Source organism: Telmatobacter bradus, from assembly GCF_048629425.1.
In the GTDB taxonomy this organism is placed as follows: domain Bacteria; phylum Acidobacteriota; class Terriglobia; order Terriglobales; family Acidobacteriaceae; genus Telmatobacter; species Telmatobacter bradus.
Genome location: NZ_CP184532.1, coordinates 3143184 through 3159917 on the forward strand (window position 1 = coordinate 3143184; position 16734 = coordinate 3159917).

Sequence of the window (16734 nt, forward strand, 5' to 3'; positions counted from 1 at the left end):
GTATCTCAAAAGAAGCTGTTTTCAGCCCTCGCGCATCAGGCAGCAGTGGTCCTGCCGGTGCGGCGGCGGTATTCGACCGTGCTGGAGCTTTTGCGGGCATTCTTGCTAGCCCGTTCATTCTCACTGCCCTTGACGATCAACGCAAGTGATTTCTGACGCTTCTTGCTCAAACCAAGCATCTTCCCAAACTCTTCAAGAGTGGGCATGGGCGTCGTGATGCGAACGGTGCGGACCATTGTGCTCACAGTTTACCGCAACCTACATGGATTCCTGCGCGATTTTTATCCCCGCTGCTCAATTGGAATGTAGGGCGCGGGATAGGCCGGGCCGACGTACTCGGCACGTGGGCGGATCAGGCGATTGTCGTCCAACTGCTCAATGACGTGCGCCGCCCAGCCGGCAATGCGACTGACGGCAAAGATCGGCGTATAGATGTCGATATCGATGCCCAGCGTGGCGTAGGTGGAGGCGGAGTAGAAGTCGACGTTGGCGTTCAGCTTCTTGTCGGCGTTGATGTAGAGCTCAATGGCGCGCGACATTTCGTACCATTTGGGCTCGCCTGCATCGTAGCCGAGCTGCTTGCTCATCTCGCGCAGGTGAGTGGCACGCGGATCTTCCGTCTTGTAGACGCGATGGCCAAAGCCGGAGATCTTCTGCTTGGCGGCCAGCATGTTCTTCACGTACTCCACGGGATCAATGCCCGCCTTGTCGATCATCAGCAGCAGACGCATCACGCCCTCGTTGGCGCCGCCGTGCAGCGGCCCCTTGAGCGCGCCAATGGCCCCTGTAATCGCCGAGTGCACGTCGCTGAGCGTGGCGGCAATCACGCGGGCGGCAAAGGTGGAAGCATTCAGTTCGTGGTCGGCATGCAGCACCAGCGCCATGTCCATCGTCTTGACCGCGGTCTCGCTGGGCTTTTCGCCGGTCAGCATCCACAGAAAGTTGGCCGCATGGGAGAGCGAACGGTCGGGCTGCACCAGATCCAGCCCTTTGCGCAGGCGATCGTAAATGGCCACGATCATGGCAATCTGGGCCGTCAGGTTGAAGCTTTTGCGCACGTTAGCATCGTGCGTATTATCTTTTTCGTCGGCGTCGTACAGGCTGAGGGCGCTGACGGCCGTACGCAGCACTTCCATGGGCGTGGCTTCCCGCGGGAAGTTGGCAATCATGCCAATGATGCGCTGATCAAGCCGCCGCGACAGGGCCAGATGGGTGGAAAATTCACGCAGTGCCAGCTCGTTCGGCAGATAACCGTTCCAGAGCAGAAAGGTGGTCTCTTCAAAGGTCGAGACCTCGGCCAGATCGTGAATATCGATTCCGCGATACGACAGGACTCCAGCTTCACCGTCAATCCAACAGATGCCGGAGTTTGCAGCGACGATGCCTTCCAAGCCTTTTCCAGCCATATCGTACGATTCCCCTTTTGTCCTGGTTCTCGAGTAGATTCCTGATGCATGTGCCGACCCGCGCAGGTGCCGACATGGAGTCCATAGATGCTCCCCGCGCACGCTCTGCCGTTGTAGAAACAGCCTGGAACGCCGGGAGCCGGGAGTAGAGCAAAATCCGGGAAGGTAGCCCAGAAAATTCCTTCAAGGTTGCCATTCCCTGTGGTCACGGCAACTGTGTATCTGTGATTTCAGGGTACAGCATCCCGACTTCTGCTCCAGGGCGAACGGCCCAATGAAAATCGAATCGTTAGAAATCTTTATAACGGAAGGGTTCCCCTCTTGTCACGAACGGAAAACAAAACCTGCGCCCCAGAAGCCGTGAAATACCAAAATCAGAGCCCTTCAGGGAAAAACAGGTCGGCAAGGCATGGCGATCTTCGATATTCTGGTCTTTCCTCACCGGGAAGGTGGCCCGGCTTGTTGCAGCTTCCGTCCAGCTTAGGAGGCGGTGGCCACACAATCCGGTAGAGGAAGTGCGACCGCGGGGTAGCCCCCCGCACAGGACGCCGGTGCAATCGCTGGTGTCCCCCACTCCCAGAGCGGCAGAGCAGAAGACGCCGGGAGAAGAAAGGCAAAAATGAGCGAGTTCGATCAAAAACCCAGTACACATTCCGGTGCATTGCTTGGCGGCCTTGGCGTGGCGCTTGTCGCCGCCCTCGGCGGACTGTTCTGGAGCTATTCTCTGAGCAGCAAGCTTTCCACCCAGCAGGTTGAGTTGGCCGACGCCAAGCAGGCCAACGTCAAGCAGGCGGCCGAATTGCGCGAAACCGACGCTCGTTTGCGCGTGGCCATGGACGAATTGGGCAAGTCACTGGGCCTGTCGCAACAGCAAATGGATGCACGCGCCGACCAGATTGTACGCCGCGAAGAAGCCTCGGAAGCCAACACCCAGAAGCTTGAAGTTGCGCAGAAGCAGACCGCTCAGCAGGTTAACAGCGTCAGCAGCGAAGTTTCCAACGTCAAGACGGATGTGGGCGGCGTTAAAACCGACCTGACCAAGACCAAGAGCGACTTGGCCAGCACCATCGCCCAGCTGACATCGATGAAGGGCGACATGAGCGACCATGCCAGCCTGATTGCCCGCAACCATGACGAGTTGGAACTCCTCAAGCACAAGGGCGACCGCAATTACTACGAGTTCACCCTGGTCAAGGGTCAGAAAAAGGCCATTGGCACCATCAGCCTGGAGCTGAAGAAGACCGACCAGAAGAAGAGCAAGTTCACCCTTGAGGTGTACGCCGACGATAAGAAGTATGACAAGAAGGACCGCAACGTGAATGAACCGCTGCAGTTCTACAGTGGCAAAACACCGGGGCTCTACGAGATCGTGATCAACAACATCGACTCGAAGAATCAGGTGACCGGCTACTTGGCCACCCCCAAGAACGCCCAGTAAGTCCGCGGCAAAGCCCAAGGGCCGGAAGTGGCCACGCACCCTGCGTGGCGGCTTCCGGCTCTGTTGTTTTTTACCGATCTTTCTACTGCACCTGCTCGGGAAGATGCGGCGTCAGCACCAGCCTTGGCTGGTATTGCAACATCACGCTGAAGCTCAGATCCTTGTGCGCATCCCACTGCTGCCGGTTCATCAGGAAGGCTGAAACAAAGCTACCCTCCACAGTCTGCCCCGGCTGCAGTGTGGTTTCGTTGGTAGGCAAGGCCGTGCCATGGGGCACCGGCATCTGCGGATACACCTGAAAGAGATGCTCGTATTCGAGCGGCGAGGCGGCATAGCAGGAGTGCACGCCGTCGGGCATGGTAACGTCCGCCAACACACTCAGCAACATCAGGGGATGGGCGCTCTGGTTACGCAGCCTTATCCGCGCAAAAACCATCACCTGGTCGTAACTCTGCTTGGGCACTGGATCGCCGTTGGCGTCCATCCCAGAGGTTTCGGTATGCTGCGGATGCACCCAGACGTCCAGCACCTCGCCGGTGGCCACAGGCGGCTTCTGCCCGAAGAAGAGGTATGCGGCAATGGCGATGGAAACCAGCACCGCCGCGAGGATGGCCGCGATCAAAACGTGGCTCGTGCCCTTGGTCAGCTCTTCGCCCCGCGCGGCATCGTCTGCCGCCTCGACCGATTCCTGATGAAGCAAGCTCATGCGCACCCCGGAAAAGTATCCCCCAGGCAAGCTGCGCCCGCAGGGCATCTATCCCGGCATTATGCGCTAGCAAAGAGACATTGCGGAACGATTATTTCCTACGGAAAGAGTACGAAAAGGATGGCGCAGAAAGAAGCGGTTCAGAATCGGCCTTGCCGGGCAACATGGCTGAACCAGCTGCCCAAGCAGGATGGAATCTTCTCTGCGCAGTGTTGGCACAGAGAAGATGTGACCGGCAAAGGCTGCATGTGCGCAGCTTTCCTCACCGCACAAGCGGTGAAGAATCAACGCCAGTATGGGTACGATTCAGACCAGTTGTTGCGGCGTAGGGCGGAAGCGAATCACCGCATCGGCCTGAGGTCCTTTTTGACCTTCAATAATGTCAAACTCGACCTCATCGCCTTCCTTGAGGGTTTTGTACCCATCCAGCTGAATCGCGGAATAATGCACGAAAACATCGGGCCCATCTTCGCGTCCGATGAATCCGTACCCCTTGGCGTTGTTAAACCACTTGACCTTCCCTTTGTATTGAGCCACGGGCTCTTGCCTTCCTTTTCCGTGCGATCTATCGGCGCAGGAGGGGAATTCCGCACCGATACCAGATAGGACGCTCGACCGGCGGAAAAGGTTTTTTATTTTCAACGGAGGGAAGCAGGAGGCATCTTCCGGACGAAAGTCGACTGCTTCAACCTTCTTCCAGAAACAATGGATTGAGCAAGATAGTCAGGCAGAAGCCGTTTTATTGTGTTTGAAATATTTTTACTGACCCAGTATCCCGAGTCCAACGCTCGTGGAGGCAGAGGCAAAAAGCAACCGCAGATCCTTCGACTCCCTGCGGTCGCTCAGGAGGACAGGCTGGAGTTTGCGAAAGCTTCTGTCCTATCAGGGAAAAAGCCTTCCCGCCTCCGCCGCACCGAGCGATGCGGCGGAAGAGGAAGATGGAATGATTTACGACTTCAGTTTGCGCGCATAGAGCATCACGCTGGTCAGCGTCTTGCCGTCCAGGATCATGCCCTTTTCGATCATCTTCAGCACGTCCTTCAGATGCACCAGACGCAGCTCAATCTTCTCGTCCTCTTCCGGATGCGCTTCGCCGGCGATCAGACCTTCGGCCAGATAGACCTTCATCGACTCGCCCAGAAAGCCCGGGCTGGCGTAGTACTCCACGAGCGGCTTCCATTTTCTGGCGGCATAGCCAGTCTCTTCGGAGAGCTCACGCTTGGCACCGTCGAGCGGCTCCTCGCCGGCGTCCAGCTTGCCCGCCGGCAGTTCCCACAGGAACTGGTTGGCGGCATGCCGGTACTGGCGCTCCATCACGATGTAGGGGTTCTTCTTGCTGCGGCTTGCATCCACGGCCAGAATCACCACGCTGCCGTTGTGGCGAATCACGTCGCGCTCGCCCTCAACGCCTCCCGGTTCCACCAGCTTGTCGTGCATCACGCGGAAGAGCGGCCCCTGGTAGACACACTCCGAACTGATCAGCTGTGCCTTCTCCGCCACGGCGGGCACGGCAGCCTTCTTGGTCTTGGTGGCCTTGGCCGTCTTGGCCCTGGGCTTGGCCACCGGCTTCTTCACACGCTTTTTTACGCTCTTTTTTCCGGCATTCTTGTCGGCCTTCACGACCGCCTTTTTGGCGGACTTAATTTTTTCAGCTTTAGGCATTGTTTCCTCACTTTTCCGCATCCGACCGCAAGGCCGGATTGAGCACAGACGCATCGGCCAGCGCAAACACGTTCCAAAACGAGTATACGCAGGCCCCTGTGAAAGATGCGACAAGAGACTCAGAGAGAACAACAATCATGCCTGGCAGGCCTTGCCTGAGCCAACGCAAAGGGCCCGCGACCGGTTGGTCGCGGGCCCTCAAAAAAGCGCTGAAAGAGCTTACATGCCCTGTTCCGGAGCGCCCTTCTTTTCTGCGTTGATACGGATGCGGTTGTGCTTCTTGTAGTCGGCAAGGACGCCGCTCATGAAGGTGCTGAAGGCATCGTTGCGGCGCTGGTCAAGCAGCTGCTCACGGGTCTGATCGAAGTTCTTGGCGATCTCGTCCGCGCTGGGCTCCTGCTTGTCCACGATCTTGGCCACCACGCCGGTGCGCTGGGCGTTGATCGGACCGCTGATGTTGCCCACGTTCATGGAGAGCAACTGGGGGGCAACCTGTGCTACCTGACCTAGGTCAGGAACCTGGCCGGTGGGGCTGACCAGATCGCTCTGCTTGACGGTTGCGCCCACTTCCTTGGCAGCCTTGGCAAGGTCGTTGTAGTTGTGCGCCTTGGTGGCCAGCTCGGTGGTCTTCTGGGCCAGCAGGCCGGGCAGCTGGTCATCGCGGTAGTCGTCGGCAATATGCGACTTCCAGTCGGCAAAGGACGGAGCATGGGCACCGGCAATTGCGGAAACCTGGAAGATGGCGTAGCCTTCGCCGGTGGCAGCGTACTGCGCCGGGTCGCTCTGCTTCGAGTCAAATGCCTTGCTGATCAGCGCCGTGCTGTCGGGCAGGGCAGCAATCACGCCCTGCTTGGTAACGGGCTGGCTGGTGGCCAGTTCCAGATGATGCGCGGCGGCGGTCTTGGCCAAGCCGTTCTTCACGGCCTCGGCGGCCAGAGCCTTGGCAAAGTTCTCCTGCGAGGCAGCCGACTTCTGGCGGATCAGGGTGGCCTGAATGGTGGGCAGAACCTCACTCAGCTGCTGGGCGTGCGCGGTCTGGCGCTCTTCCACCTGCACAACGTGATAGCCGAACTGCGTCTTGATGACGGCTACGTCGCCAACCTTGTTGCCGAAGATGGCCTTATCGAACTCAGGAACCATGCGGCCCTTGGGCGAGAAGCCCAGTTCGCCGCCCGAATCCTTGCTGCCCGGGTCATCGGAGTTCTTCTTGGCCAGATCGGTCCAGTTGCCGCCGGACTGCAACTGCTTCTGGATGCCTTCGGCCTTGGCCTTGGCGGCAGCGTCGGTCTTGGGGTCGGCGTTGGGAGCCACCTTGACGAGGATGTGGCGGGCACGAGCCTGATCCTGCACCTGGTACTCAGCCTGATGGGCCTGATAGTACTGCTGGACCTCCTGCTGGCTGGGCTGCTGCACGCCACCCGGAACCTGGTCCGGTGTGAACGAGAAGTAGCTGATCAGACGCTGCTCGGGCACAGCCGAAGCGTAGCGCTGAAGATTCTTCTTGAAGAAACCCTGCAGGTCGCTGTCGCTCGGATTGATGCTCTTGCGCAGGTCGTCGGAAGAAAGCACCGCGTAGTCGAACTTGATCTTCAGGTTCTGCTTGCGATAGGTATCGCGCACTTCCTGGTCGCCGACGCTTACGCCAGCCGTCACCAGTGCCTGCAGACGGTGAATGATGATGTCCTTCTTGATGCCGTCCTCAAAGTCCTTCACGCTCATGTTCAGCCGTTCGCTGATCAGACGGGCGTAGACTTCCTGGCCGATGAAGTTGCCGTTCGGAAACAGCACCTGACCGGTGGGGCCGGTGTGCAGATAGTTGCGCACGTCGGCATCGGTGGCTGTAACGCCGAGCTTGTCGGCCTCATCAAGCAGCACCTGCTGCTGGACGAGCTGCTGGCCCACCTGCTGCTCAACAAACTGCAGGATCATCGGGTTATCGGCATAGGCGGGATTGCGCTGCATCAGCTGGCGGCGAGCTTCCTGCTCGACGCGCTGCTGACTGATCGTGTCGCCCGAGGCAAAGAAGCGGTTGTACCAGTGCGGAAGGATCGTAGCGAACGTACCGGGCGCGGTGGCACCGCCTCCGGCCAGGCCGGGGATCAGGTACACCACCATGGAGATCGAGGCCGCGCCAATAATGACGACCAGCAGGGCCTTGGTCAGGCGATTGTCAGTTTGCAGGAAACGGATCATGGATGGACTTGAACCTTTAACTCTCTCAGGTTGCGCGGGCGGGGCAGAGCTGAGCGGCCAGGAGCCTTTTCGGGCTTGCCGCACAAGCGCAGTTCTCGCTCGATGCGATTCTCAGCAATTATAGACGAGAGATGTCCCCTCGGGCGCATCCCTACTCTCCTGTTTCAGGTGGAAAAAAGAAGAAGCGGCCCGGAAACCGGGCCGCCCCTAGAAATGCATAGGATTTATGGCTCTAACGCCAGGTGTAGTAGCCACCTTCAACCACATAAGGGTGATAGTAGTAGACCGGCGCACCGTAGGGCGGCGGATAGGGACGGCCATAAAGCACCGGTCCGCCCGGATACATTCCCTGGGCCAGCCGCGAGGCTTCCTGCGCGCTGACCGGATTGACCGTGACTGGAGCCAGCAGATGGAAGTCCACCCGCGCCTCAGCCGGAACCCAGACGCCGGGGCCCATGGTGGCTGCGCCCGCAGCCGTGCCCGCGCCAGCACCAACGCCCGCGCCAATGGCCGCACCAGCACCACCGCCTGCCGCGCCACCAATAATGGCACCCAGCAATGCACCGCCAAAGGCGCTGCCGACGGTATGACCGGCCTTATTTGGCCCCTTCACCTTGAACTCATCCGACTGCAGTGGATAGCTTTGCCCGCCCAGCTCAAGAGCCGTCAGACGAATGGAAAGCGTGGGGGTTCCGGCCAGTTGGCCACGTCCCACCTTGCTGACCTCGGTGATCACGCCATGCACCGTGGCTCCACGGGGAATGGCGAGAAAACCAGCGGAATTCTGGTCCGTCAGAACAGTGAATTCGACCGGCTGGCCTTCCTTGGCATGCTTGCTGTCCAGCGTTTCATTCACGCGCAGGGCCAGCAGCGTGCCCTGAGGGACGGTCAGCGGCGTGGTTGCCACGCGATAGACCGGAGCCGGAGGCTGCACATAAGCGTAACCGGCCGGCGGAGGCGGCTGCTGCGGGTATTGCGACTGCGGATAAGGCTGCTGTTGGGCATACTGTGGCTGCTGAGCAGGATACTCCGGCTGCTGGGCGGCACTGCCCTGGTCCGCATACTGCTGCTGCGGCTGAGCATTCTGCCCATTGGACTGATCCTGCTGCGTCTCTGCCTGGCTGTCTCCCGCCGCCTGCATGGGCTGGGTCAGGTTCTGGTCGGCGGCGGCCTGCTGTGGATCGCCCACCTTCAGATTGTTCTGCACCTTGCTGACGCCATTGATCTTGGCCACAATCTGTTCGGCCAGTTTGCGGGAGCTATCGCTGGCCACGGTTCCGCTCAGCGTCACCTCGCCCTGAATGGTGGCAGCCGTAATCAGGTCATTCTTCAGCACATCGGCAGCATCAAGGGCGTGCACCACGTCCATCTCGATCTGCCCGTCGGAGCGCTGGTTCGACGCTGCATCCTGAGCCATGGCCACGGCCACGCTGAACACAACCACCGCACCCCAGGCCAGAATCCGGGAAAAATTCCTTTTCATAGCCCCATTCCTCATCTTCATACTCACCTCTGCCACATCGGCATACATCGGGTTGGATGCCGTTTCCGCCTTCCAGGAAGCCGGAAATCTTACTCCACCGCAGCACACTCGCTTAGACGAGTCTGCAACTATGCCGTTACGAGGGAAAACCCGGAACACGAAAAAAAGTTCCGGGATGCCCTCGAACGGAAAGAAAGGAAGAACGGCAGAAGTTTAGAACTGTGCCAGATAAAAACCAAAGAGGGTCTCGAAAATCACCATCATGCCGATGGCGATGCGCCGCCGCAGCAGGAACTGCGGACGCGGAGCACCGATGCGCGGCACCAGTGGCATGGCAAAAAGCAGCCCGCAGGCAAATCCGCCCATGTGAGCCATGTTGTCAATGCGTACCACCGAGCCCGGAATCATGGTACCCAGACCGATGGCCAAATTGATGGCGGCAAAGGTAATGACCGAGCGACGCAAGCCCTTCAGCTCGCTCTGCGGGATGGGCAACAGCGGCGACTTAAGCAGGATGATCAGCACTCCGGCTAGACCGAAGACCGCGCCCGACGCGCCCGCGCCCACCGGCCCGAAGAGGCCCACAAAGCCCGGCTGCGGACGGTCAAACCACTGATTGACGAAGGTGGAAAGCAGATTGCCCGCCGCGCCCGAAAGGATGTAGGCTGCCACCACCCCCCACGAACCCAGCAGCGGCTCAGCCAGCATGCCCAGATTCCACAGGCACCACATGTTGGTGGCCAGATGCAAAATGCCCACGTGCACAAACATGGCGGTCACAATCCGCCACCATTCGCCGTAAAACAGCACCGCACCGGCGTTATTCGCGCCCCAGTGCAGCAGATCCTCCGGCGAAGGGTTCCACAGGCCCACGTGCCCGGCCAGCATGGCCAGAAAAACCAAGCAGTTGACGGCTACCAGCACGTGCGTGGCTGGAGCCACGGTCCAGTTGGAGCGCTGCCTGCGCTCCGGCTGCGGCGGAGGCGGTGTGTACGGCTCCGGCGAGCCCTCGGGTGGCAAAATTTCGGGATAAAGTTCAGGGGAAGCACTGCCCATGTCATCAATGTACTGCATTTGCGGCAGGGAGATGCGGTGAGTTGCGACACGCTTCCTCTGTCGTTCCCCAACCATCCGGCCTGCCCTCGGGCGGATGCAAAGCTTTTCCCAAGGTTGTACTCTTGTTGTAGAACGCTGTTTGCGCGTTCGCCCGCTCCCATCTACCACTTCCGCCGCCCGGCCCGGCAAACCGGCATGATCCGGCGCGGCGTTCACCCTCGAAACAGGAGAGTTAAGTGAGCACTTCCGCTACTGCACTCAAACCCATCCGGCGCGCCCTGCTGAGCGTGACCGACAAGTCCGGACTGGTGGAATTTGCCCAGGCGCTGGCCAGCTTCGGCGTAGAGCTGATTTCGACCGGCGGCACCGCCAAGGCACTGCGTGCGGCCGGCCTCACGGTCAAGGACATCAGCGAGCTGACCGGCTTCCCGGAGATGATGGACGGCCGCGTCAAGACGCTGCATCCCAAGGTTCATGGCGGATTGCTCTACATCCGTGGCAACGCCGAGCACGAAGCGGCCGTCCGCGAACACCAGATTCAGCCCATCGACATGGTGGTGGTCAACCTGTACGCCTTTGAGAAGACGGCTGCCCAGCCGGGCGTCGCCTTTGGCCACCTGATCGAGAACATCGACATCGGCGGCCCTTCGATGGTGCGCTCGGCAGCCAAGAACTATGAAGACGTGGCCATTGTGACCCGCGTGGCCGACTACCCGACGCTGGTGGAAGAGCTGAAGGCCAATGGCGGCTCACTCAGCCGCGCCACCCGCTGGACGCTCGCCAAGCAGGCCTTTGCCACCACGGCAGCCTACGATTCCGCCATTGCCAGCACGCTTGAAAGCATTGCCGACGCGCCGCTACCAGCCGAATCCGCCAACCCTGACGCCGCGGCCCTGCCCCAGACCCTGCGGGTGAACTATCCACTGGCCCAGGCCATGCGTTACGGCGAGAACCCCCACCAGCGCGCCGCGCTTTACAGCGACGGTTCAGGACTGGGCGTGGCCGGCGCAAGCCAACTTCAGGGCAAGGAACTCAGCTACAACAACCTCGTCGATCTGGACGCCTGCTGGGAAGCCGTGCAGGAGTTTGATGAAACCGCCGTGGTAATTGTGAAGCACACCAACCCTTGCGGCGCGGCCACCGGCGGCACGGTGCTGGAGGCCTATCAAAAGGCCCTGGCGGCCGACCCCATTTCGGCCTTTGGCGGCATTATTGGCGTCAACCGGATGGTGGACGTTGAGGCTGCCGAAGAGATTTCCAAGCTTTTTGTCGAAGCCATCGCGGCTCCCGGCTTCACCGAGGAAGCCAAGGCCCGCTTTGCCGCCAAGAAGAACCTGCGTCTGGTGATCGTAAAGAATGCCGAGCCCAAGCCCATCATCAAGCACGTCTCCGGCGGTCTGCTGGTGCAGGACGCCGATGCCGGTCGCGTGATTGCCGGTGAGCTGAAGGTTGTGACCGAGCGTCAGCCGAGCGCGGAAGAGCTGCGTGGCCTGCTCTTTGCCTGGAAGCTCTGCAAGCATGTGAAGTCCAACGCCATTGTGTATGCCCGCGAAGGTCAGCTGATCAGCGCCGGAGCCGGACAGACCAGCCGCGTGGATGCCGCCAAATTCGGCGCGCAGAAGGCCGTGCTCCCACTGGCAGGCTGCGCGGTTGCTTCCGACGCCTTCTTCCCCTTCCCCGATGGACTGGAGGAAGTGGTGAAGGCCGGCGCGACGGCCATCATTCAGCCCGGTGGTTCGGTCCGCGACCCCGAAGTGATTGCCACAGCCAACAAGCTGGGCGTAGCCATGGTCTTTACCGGCATGCGCCACTTCCGCCACTAAACTGCAGGTAATCTCGTTACGGAGGGAGGCGGGGGTTTTAACCCCCGCAAAAAATCTGCAAAATGAGCGAGGTTTTCAGCCCCGGAGGTTTTCAGAAGTTCGCAGCCAAAGTAGGCAGGGCAAGAAAAAGCCCGCGCCTAAAGGCGATATTCGCGGCATCTATACTTCAGGGGCCTGAAGGCCCCTGCTCCCTCCGCAAATACACATCCCCTCTGGAGCGAGTTTTCCCGCAGCCTGTTTAGCCGTGACCTTTCAACATAGATTCAAACCTGAGTGTGTCAGTAATCTGACCGCTTCCATCCGGGAGCGGCGTTTTTCCTGTTCGGGATACGCTCCGCAGAAGCAGCTTTGTCTTCAGCTGCTTCCACGCTCGAAGATGCTTTAATAGACCCATGCCCAGCCGCAGCATTTCAGTCCCATTCAACGAACGATTCCGCGCCCTGCTCGGCCAGATGGACTGGTACCGCGGCCTGCGCGCGGCCATTGCGCTCTGCGCCCCGATGCTGCTTGGCTACGCACTGGGCAATGCCAGTCTGGGCTGGGCGGGACTGGGCGGATTTGAAGCCATTATCAGCGACGCGGGAGGGCCTTATCGCCACAGGCTTGCGGCTCTAGCCACGGTGGCGCTGGGCGGAGCGCTGGGGCTAACCCTGGGCACACTGGTCGGCGGCAGCCTGCTGTGGGCTCTGCCCGTGGTGGTGCTCTTCTGCTTTACCTGGAGCTACCTTGCCGTACTCGGCCAGCCCTTCAACTCAGCGGGCAGTCTGGTGCAGGTCATCTTTATCTGCGGCATCGGCGCGCCTTCCGGCGACCTGCATGAGGCCGTAACCCGCGGACTGCTGCTGATGGCCGGCAGCGCCTGGGCAGCCGTGCTCTCGCTGCTGCTGTGGCCGCTGGACAGCTACCGCCCGGCACGCACGGCCGTCAGCAGTTGCTACACCGAGCTGGCCTCCTTTCTTGCTTCGGTCAAGGAGTTGGCCGGACGCAACCAGCAAAATCGCGCCTTGTGGCACCGTCTGGCCCGCCATCATCAGTACCGTCTGCGCCGCGTTCTTGAGCAGGGCTGGCAGGCTCTGGCCGCCGTACGCGCCCGCCGTCAGGCTGAAACCCAACAGGGCCAGCAACTGGTGGTGCTGCTGGAGCACGCCGATATTCTTCTGGCCCGCACCATCGCCATTGCCGAACACATGGAGTCGCAACGCGGCGGCCACTGCACCGCCCTCTGCCACCAGCACAATCTGGAAGGGCTGGAAGATCTGCGTTCGGTCGAACTCTGGATCGCCTCGCTGCTGCTGCACCGTCAGAAACTTACAACGGCCCACGCCCGCGCCCAGCGCAGCCGCATGCGCCGTCTGCCGGCCTACATTGAGTCCCACCTGTGCGCCAGCAATCGGGCGGCGCGCTTTCTGCTCCAGCAGATTACCGAAGCAGCCTCGGTGCTGGACTCCTCGGTGGACTGCGCGGCGCAGCTGCGGATGGGCGGCTCAATCGATCAATCGCCCGCGCTGCCCCACAACGCCTCCACCAGCCACTTTGCCCATGTGCATGCGCGGCTGGCCATGCTCAGCGCCCGCTGGTCCCTGCGCCGTGTGGCCGAGCAGCTGGCCGCCAACTTCAAGCCCAGTTCCCTGCTGCTGCGCCATGCCGCCCGCGTGGCTCTGGTTTGCGGGCTCGATGAGGCATTGATCCAATTGCTGCACATCGACCACGGCTACTGGCTGTTGCTCACCTCGCTGATCGTCCTGCAGCCGCATGTTTCCGGCACGCTGCGCCGTGGGCTGGAGCGCATTGCGGGCACCGTGGCCGGCGGCGTCTTGGCGGCCGTGCTGGCCTTTCTGCTGCACTCCCAGCTCACCACGGCCATCGTGTTGTTTCCGCTGGCTCTGCTGGCGCTGGCCATTCTGCCGGTCAATTACACGGCCTTTTCCTTCTTTTTGACGCCTACGTTCGTGCTCGCCTGGCTGCCGTTTTCCGGCGACTGGCAGCTGGCGCTCATCCGCACCGGCAACACCATTGGCGGCGCTCTGATCTCGGTTCTGGCTATGCTGTTCATCTTTCCCAGCTACGAACGGGAACGCGCCCCCCAACACATACAGACGAGTTTGGCCGCCGACCGCTGCTACCTGGAACAACTGGCCGAGAACTGGCGGACCGGGCACGGCTCACGCCTGCTGGCCAACGCCCGCCGCGCCGCCGGTCTGGCCCACAACGACACGGAAGAGTCCATGGACCGCCTGCTAGCTGAAAACTGGCCCCGCAAGACAGCTTTTGGTCAGTTCGTGCCAGCCTTTGTCACCTATCTGCGCCGTCTGGCGCAAACCACCACTACCCTGGCCGCGCTGGAAGGCGACCTGGAGTGGAAGCAGTCCCGTTCTGTGCAAGCGCGGCTGAAGCTGGCCTGCTCCAGGCTGATCTGGCTAGAGCAGCAGACCGGCCAAAGTGCGGCACTGTGCTGCTGGCCCGAGCCCGGTCCCGATGAGCTAACTGCTGATCTGGCCAACTTTGCCGAGGCTCCTCCCGGCGAGCGCCTGCTGGAGCGCATCGAGCGGCAGGTAACCATTCTCTTCCGCCAGCTGCGCGCCCTGCGTGATCATGGATGGCTGCCCGGGCATCCTGGGGCCTGATTCGGCGCTTCTGCCCGGGAAATCGCGCTGAAATTCCTCTTTCCTCTGCTTTTCTGCGACAAATGGCGGGTAAAATCGTCTGTACAGATATGAGCGTTCGTGCTTGGCGCTGCCTCAACGACTGTTCCGCACTCTGCGACCAGCTTTTTGAGGGCCGCCGCTGAGCCTGAACCCGCTATCCCCCTGGATGATGACCTTGACCAATCGACTGACGTTCTACTGGCTTACGACCGCACTGGCGGCCGCCGTTCCGGTTGTGGCACAGGCTCCGGCCACGCCCGCACCCGATCACTCTGCCTCGTACTACCATGCGGGTCTGGCCAGCTCTTATGCCGACGATGCGGTCAACGAGCGCCGCCCCGACCTGATGAACAAGGCCATCGAAGAGTACAAGCTGGCCCTGAACGCCGACCCCGGTTCAACGTCCCTGGCCAACTCTTTGGCCGATCTGTACTTCACCATGGATCATGTACGGGAAGCCGAGACGACCGAACGTACAGTGCTGAAGAACTCCCCCGACAACCTGGACGCGCACAAGCTGCTGGGACGCATCTATCTGCGCCAGCTCGGTGAAGCCCAGGGCCAGCATGAAGTGGAAGGCAATGTGCTGGAAAAAGCCATCGCCGAGTACGAAAAGCTGGACCTACTTGAGCCCAAGAGCATTGACGACCGCATGATTCTTGGCCAGCTCTACACCGTCAAGCATGATGGCAAGAAGGCGGAAGCCAGCTTTGAGGCCGCCCGCGCTATTGAGCCCGAATCGGAAGAAGTGGTGCTCAACCTCGCCCGCCTCTATGTTGAGAGCAACGATCTGGACCACGCCATCCGGCTGATCGAGAGCGTGCCCGCTGCCGACCGCACCGCCAAAATGGAATTTGCCCTGGGCGCGGCCTACGACCAGCAAAAGAAGACTAACGACGCAATTGCGGCCTACCACCGCGCCTCCGAGCTTGAGCCCGACGACCTGCACACCATTGATTCGCTGGCCCAGGCCCTGCTCAACGACAATCAGCTCGACGAAGCACTCAAGCAGTATCAGATTCTGTCGGAAGCTGACCCGGAGAACGCCTCCACGCTGGTGCGCATCAGCGAGATCGAACGCCGCCAGGGCAAGTTCGCCATGGCACTCGAGACCATCCACAAAGCCCGTAAGATCGACCCATCCTCGCTGGAGGCCGGTTACAACGAAGGCCTGCTGCTGGACGTGCTTGGCAAACTGGACGAAGCCAGCGAAACCTACACCGCCATGGTCGACCTGACCAGCCACGCCAACGGCGCATACACCGACGAGGAAAAGAACAACCGCAGCATCTTCCTCGAACGGCTGGCCGCAGTTGATCTGGAGCAGAACAAGAACGATGAAGCGCTGGCCACCTATCAGAAGATGATCGAGCTGGGCGGCGACAATGCCGTACACGGCTATCAGGGCCAGGTGGACGCCTATCGCAACGCCAAGCAGTACGACAAGGCCATTGAGGTTTCTCGCAAGGCCGTCGATGCCAACCCCAAAAACCGCGAGCTGAAGCTGATGCTGGCCGGCGAACTGGCGGACCAGAACCGGGCCCCCGAAGGCATTACCATCGCCAGGAGTCTGATCGGCAACACGCCGGAAGACCGCATCGTCTGGATCACGCTGGGCCAGATGTACACACGCACCCACCAGTGGAAGGAAGCCGAAGAGGCATTCAGCAAGGCCGATCCGCTGAGCACCAAGAAGGAAGACCGCAGCTATCTGCTCTTCCTGCGCGGTTCACTGGCCGAGCGCCAAAAACGCTACGAACCGGCCGAGCAGTTCTTCCGTCAGGTGCTGGAGATCGACCCGGAAAGCTCCATGACGCTCAACTACTACGGCTACATGCTGGCCGACAAGACCCCTCGCCTGCCGGAAGCCCTCAAGCTGATCCGCAAGGCCGTCGAGATTGACCCGATGAGCGGTGCTTATCTGGATTCGCTCGGCTGGTGCTACTTCAAGATGGGCGACTACGAACTGGCCGAGGCCAACCTAAACAAGGCCATCAGCCGCGACCAGACCGACCCCACCGTACACGACCACATGGGCGACCTCTACGAAAAAACCGGCCGCATCCGTCTGGCTGCCGCACAGTGGGAGATCGCGCTCAAGCAGTTCGCCGTCACCTCACCCGGCGACTACGAACCAAACGACGTGACCAAGGTGCAGAAGAAGCTGGAGAGCGCCCACACCAAGCTGGCCAAGCAGGACAGCGCCCTCGGCACGGACAAGGTAGAGTAGCTCACCCCGCCGCAAAGACGAGAGCCAACCCCATGGGGTTGGCTCTCGTCTTTGCGGGGCGCACCGCCAACTCCGCCCGCCATGCTATAACC

The 16734-nt window shown here is 60.7% G+C and carries 12 protein-coding genes; 4 read left to right on the forward strand and 8 right to left on the reverse strand.

Annotated features, from left to right (window positions below; genetic code table 11):
• Positions 1–35: 35 nt before the first annotated feature.
• Together ACOBR2_RS12970 and ACOBR2_RS12975 are read right to left on the reverse strand one after the other, a co-directional pair.
• The gene (locus tag ACOBR2_RS12970) at positions 36–236 is read right to left on the reverse strand and encodes a hypothetical protein (RefSeq protein WP_420236534.1); all 201 of its coding nucleotides are present in this window, start codon (positions 234–236) and stop codon (positions 36–38) included.
• A gap of 45 nt (positions 237–281) precedes the next feature.
• Positions 282–1406, reverse strand: coding sequence for a citrate synthase (locus tag ACOBR2_RS12975; protein WP_420236535.1), 1125 nt, complete (start codon positions 1404–1406; stop codon positions 282–284).
• Between the two features lie 619 nt (positions 1407–2025).
• On the opposite strand from ACOBR2_RS12975, the gene ACOBR2_RS12980 reads away from it, so the two are divergent.
• Complete coding sequence (locus tag ACOBR2_RS12980) at positions 2026–2844, forward strand: hypothetical protein (protein ID WP_420236536.1); 819 nt, start codon at positions 2026–2028, stop codon at positions 2842–2844.
• An 82-nt stretch (positions 2845–2926) separates the two neighbouring features.
• Here the strand turns inward: ACOBR2_RS12980 and ACOBR2_RS12985 are convergent, their stop codons facing one another.
• The 6 genes from ACOBR2_RS12985 to ACOBR2_RS13010 form a co-directional block, all read right to left on the reverse strand.
• Positions 2927–3550 (reverse strand): hypothetical protein, encoded by a 624-nt coding sequence (locus ACOBR2_RS12985; RefSeq protein WP_420236537.1) that lies wholly within the window; start codon positions 3548–3550, stop codon positions 2927–2929.
• Positions 3551–3856: 306 nt separating this feature from the next.
• On the reverse strand, positions 3857–4087 hold the full coding sequence (locus ACOBR2_RS12990) for a cold shock domain-containing protein (protein ID WP_420236538.1): 231 nt from the start codon (positions 4085–4087) through the stop codon (positions 3857–3859).
• A 411-nt stretch (positions 4088–4498) separates the two neighbouring features.
• On the reverse strand, positions 4499–5212 hold the full coding sequence (locus ACOBR2_RS12995) for an NUDIX hydrolase (protein WP_420236539.1): 714 nt from the start codon (positions 5210–5212) through the stop codon (positions 4499–4501).
• Between the two features lie 219 nt (positions 5213–5431).
• Positions 5432–7405 carry a peptidylprolyl isomerase gene (locus ACOBR2_RS13000; RefSeq protein ID WP_420236540.1) on the reverse strand — a complete coding sequence of 658 codons (1974 nt, stop codon included), beginning with the start codon at positions 7403–7405 and terminating at the stop codon, positions 5432–5434.
• A 232-nt stretch (positions 7406–7637) separates the two neighbouring features.
• Positions 7638–8888 carry a BON domain-containing protein gene (locus ACOBR2_RS13005; protein WP_420236541.1) on the reverse strand — a complete coding sequence of 417 codons (1251 nt, stop codon included), beginning with the start codon at positions 8886–8888 and terminating at the stop codon, positions 7638–7640.
• Positions 8889–9101: 213 nt separating this feature from the next.
• Positions 9102–9944 (reverse strand): rhomboid family intramembrane serine protease, encoded by an 843-nt coding sequence (locus tag ACOBR2_RS13010; RefSeq protein WP_420236542.1) that lies wholly within the window; start codon positions 9942–9944, stop codon positions 9102–9104.
• A 236-nt stretch (positions 9945–10180) separates the two neighbouring features.
• Between ACOBR2_RS13010 and purH the strand changes: the two genes are divergently transcribed.
• The 3 genes from purH to ACOBR2_RS13025 all read left to right on the forward strand — a co-directional run bounded on the left by purH (position 10181) and on the right by ACOBR2_RS13025 (position 16642).
• Positions 10181–11767, forward strand: a complete 1587-nt coding sequence (gene purH / locus ACOBR2_RS13015) for a bifunctional phosphoribosylaminoimidazolecarboxamide formyltransferase/IMP cyclohydrolase (RefSeq protein WP_420236543.1) — start codon at positions 10181–10183, stop codon at positions 11765–11767.
• 392 nt (positions 11768–12159) lie between these two features.
• On the forward strand, positions 12160–14391 hold the full coding sequence (locus ACOBR2_RS13020) for an FUSC family protein (protein WP_420236544.1): 2232 nt from the start codon (positions 12160–12162) through the stop codon (positions 14389–14391).
• A 187-nt stretch (positions 14392–14578) separates the two neighbouring features.
• Positions 14579–16642 (forward strand): tetratricopeptide repeat protein, encoded by a 2064-nt coding sequence (locus tag ACOBR2_RS13025; protein WP_420236545.1) that lies wholly within the window; start codon positions 14579–14581, stop codon positions 16640–16642.
• The last annotated feature ends 92 nt before the right edge of the window (positions 16643–16734 follow it).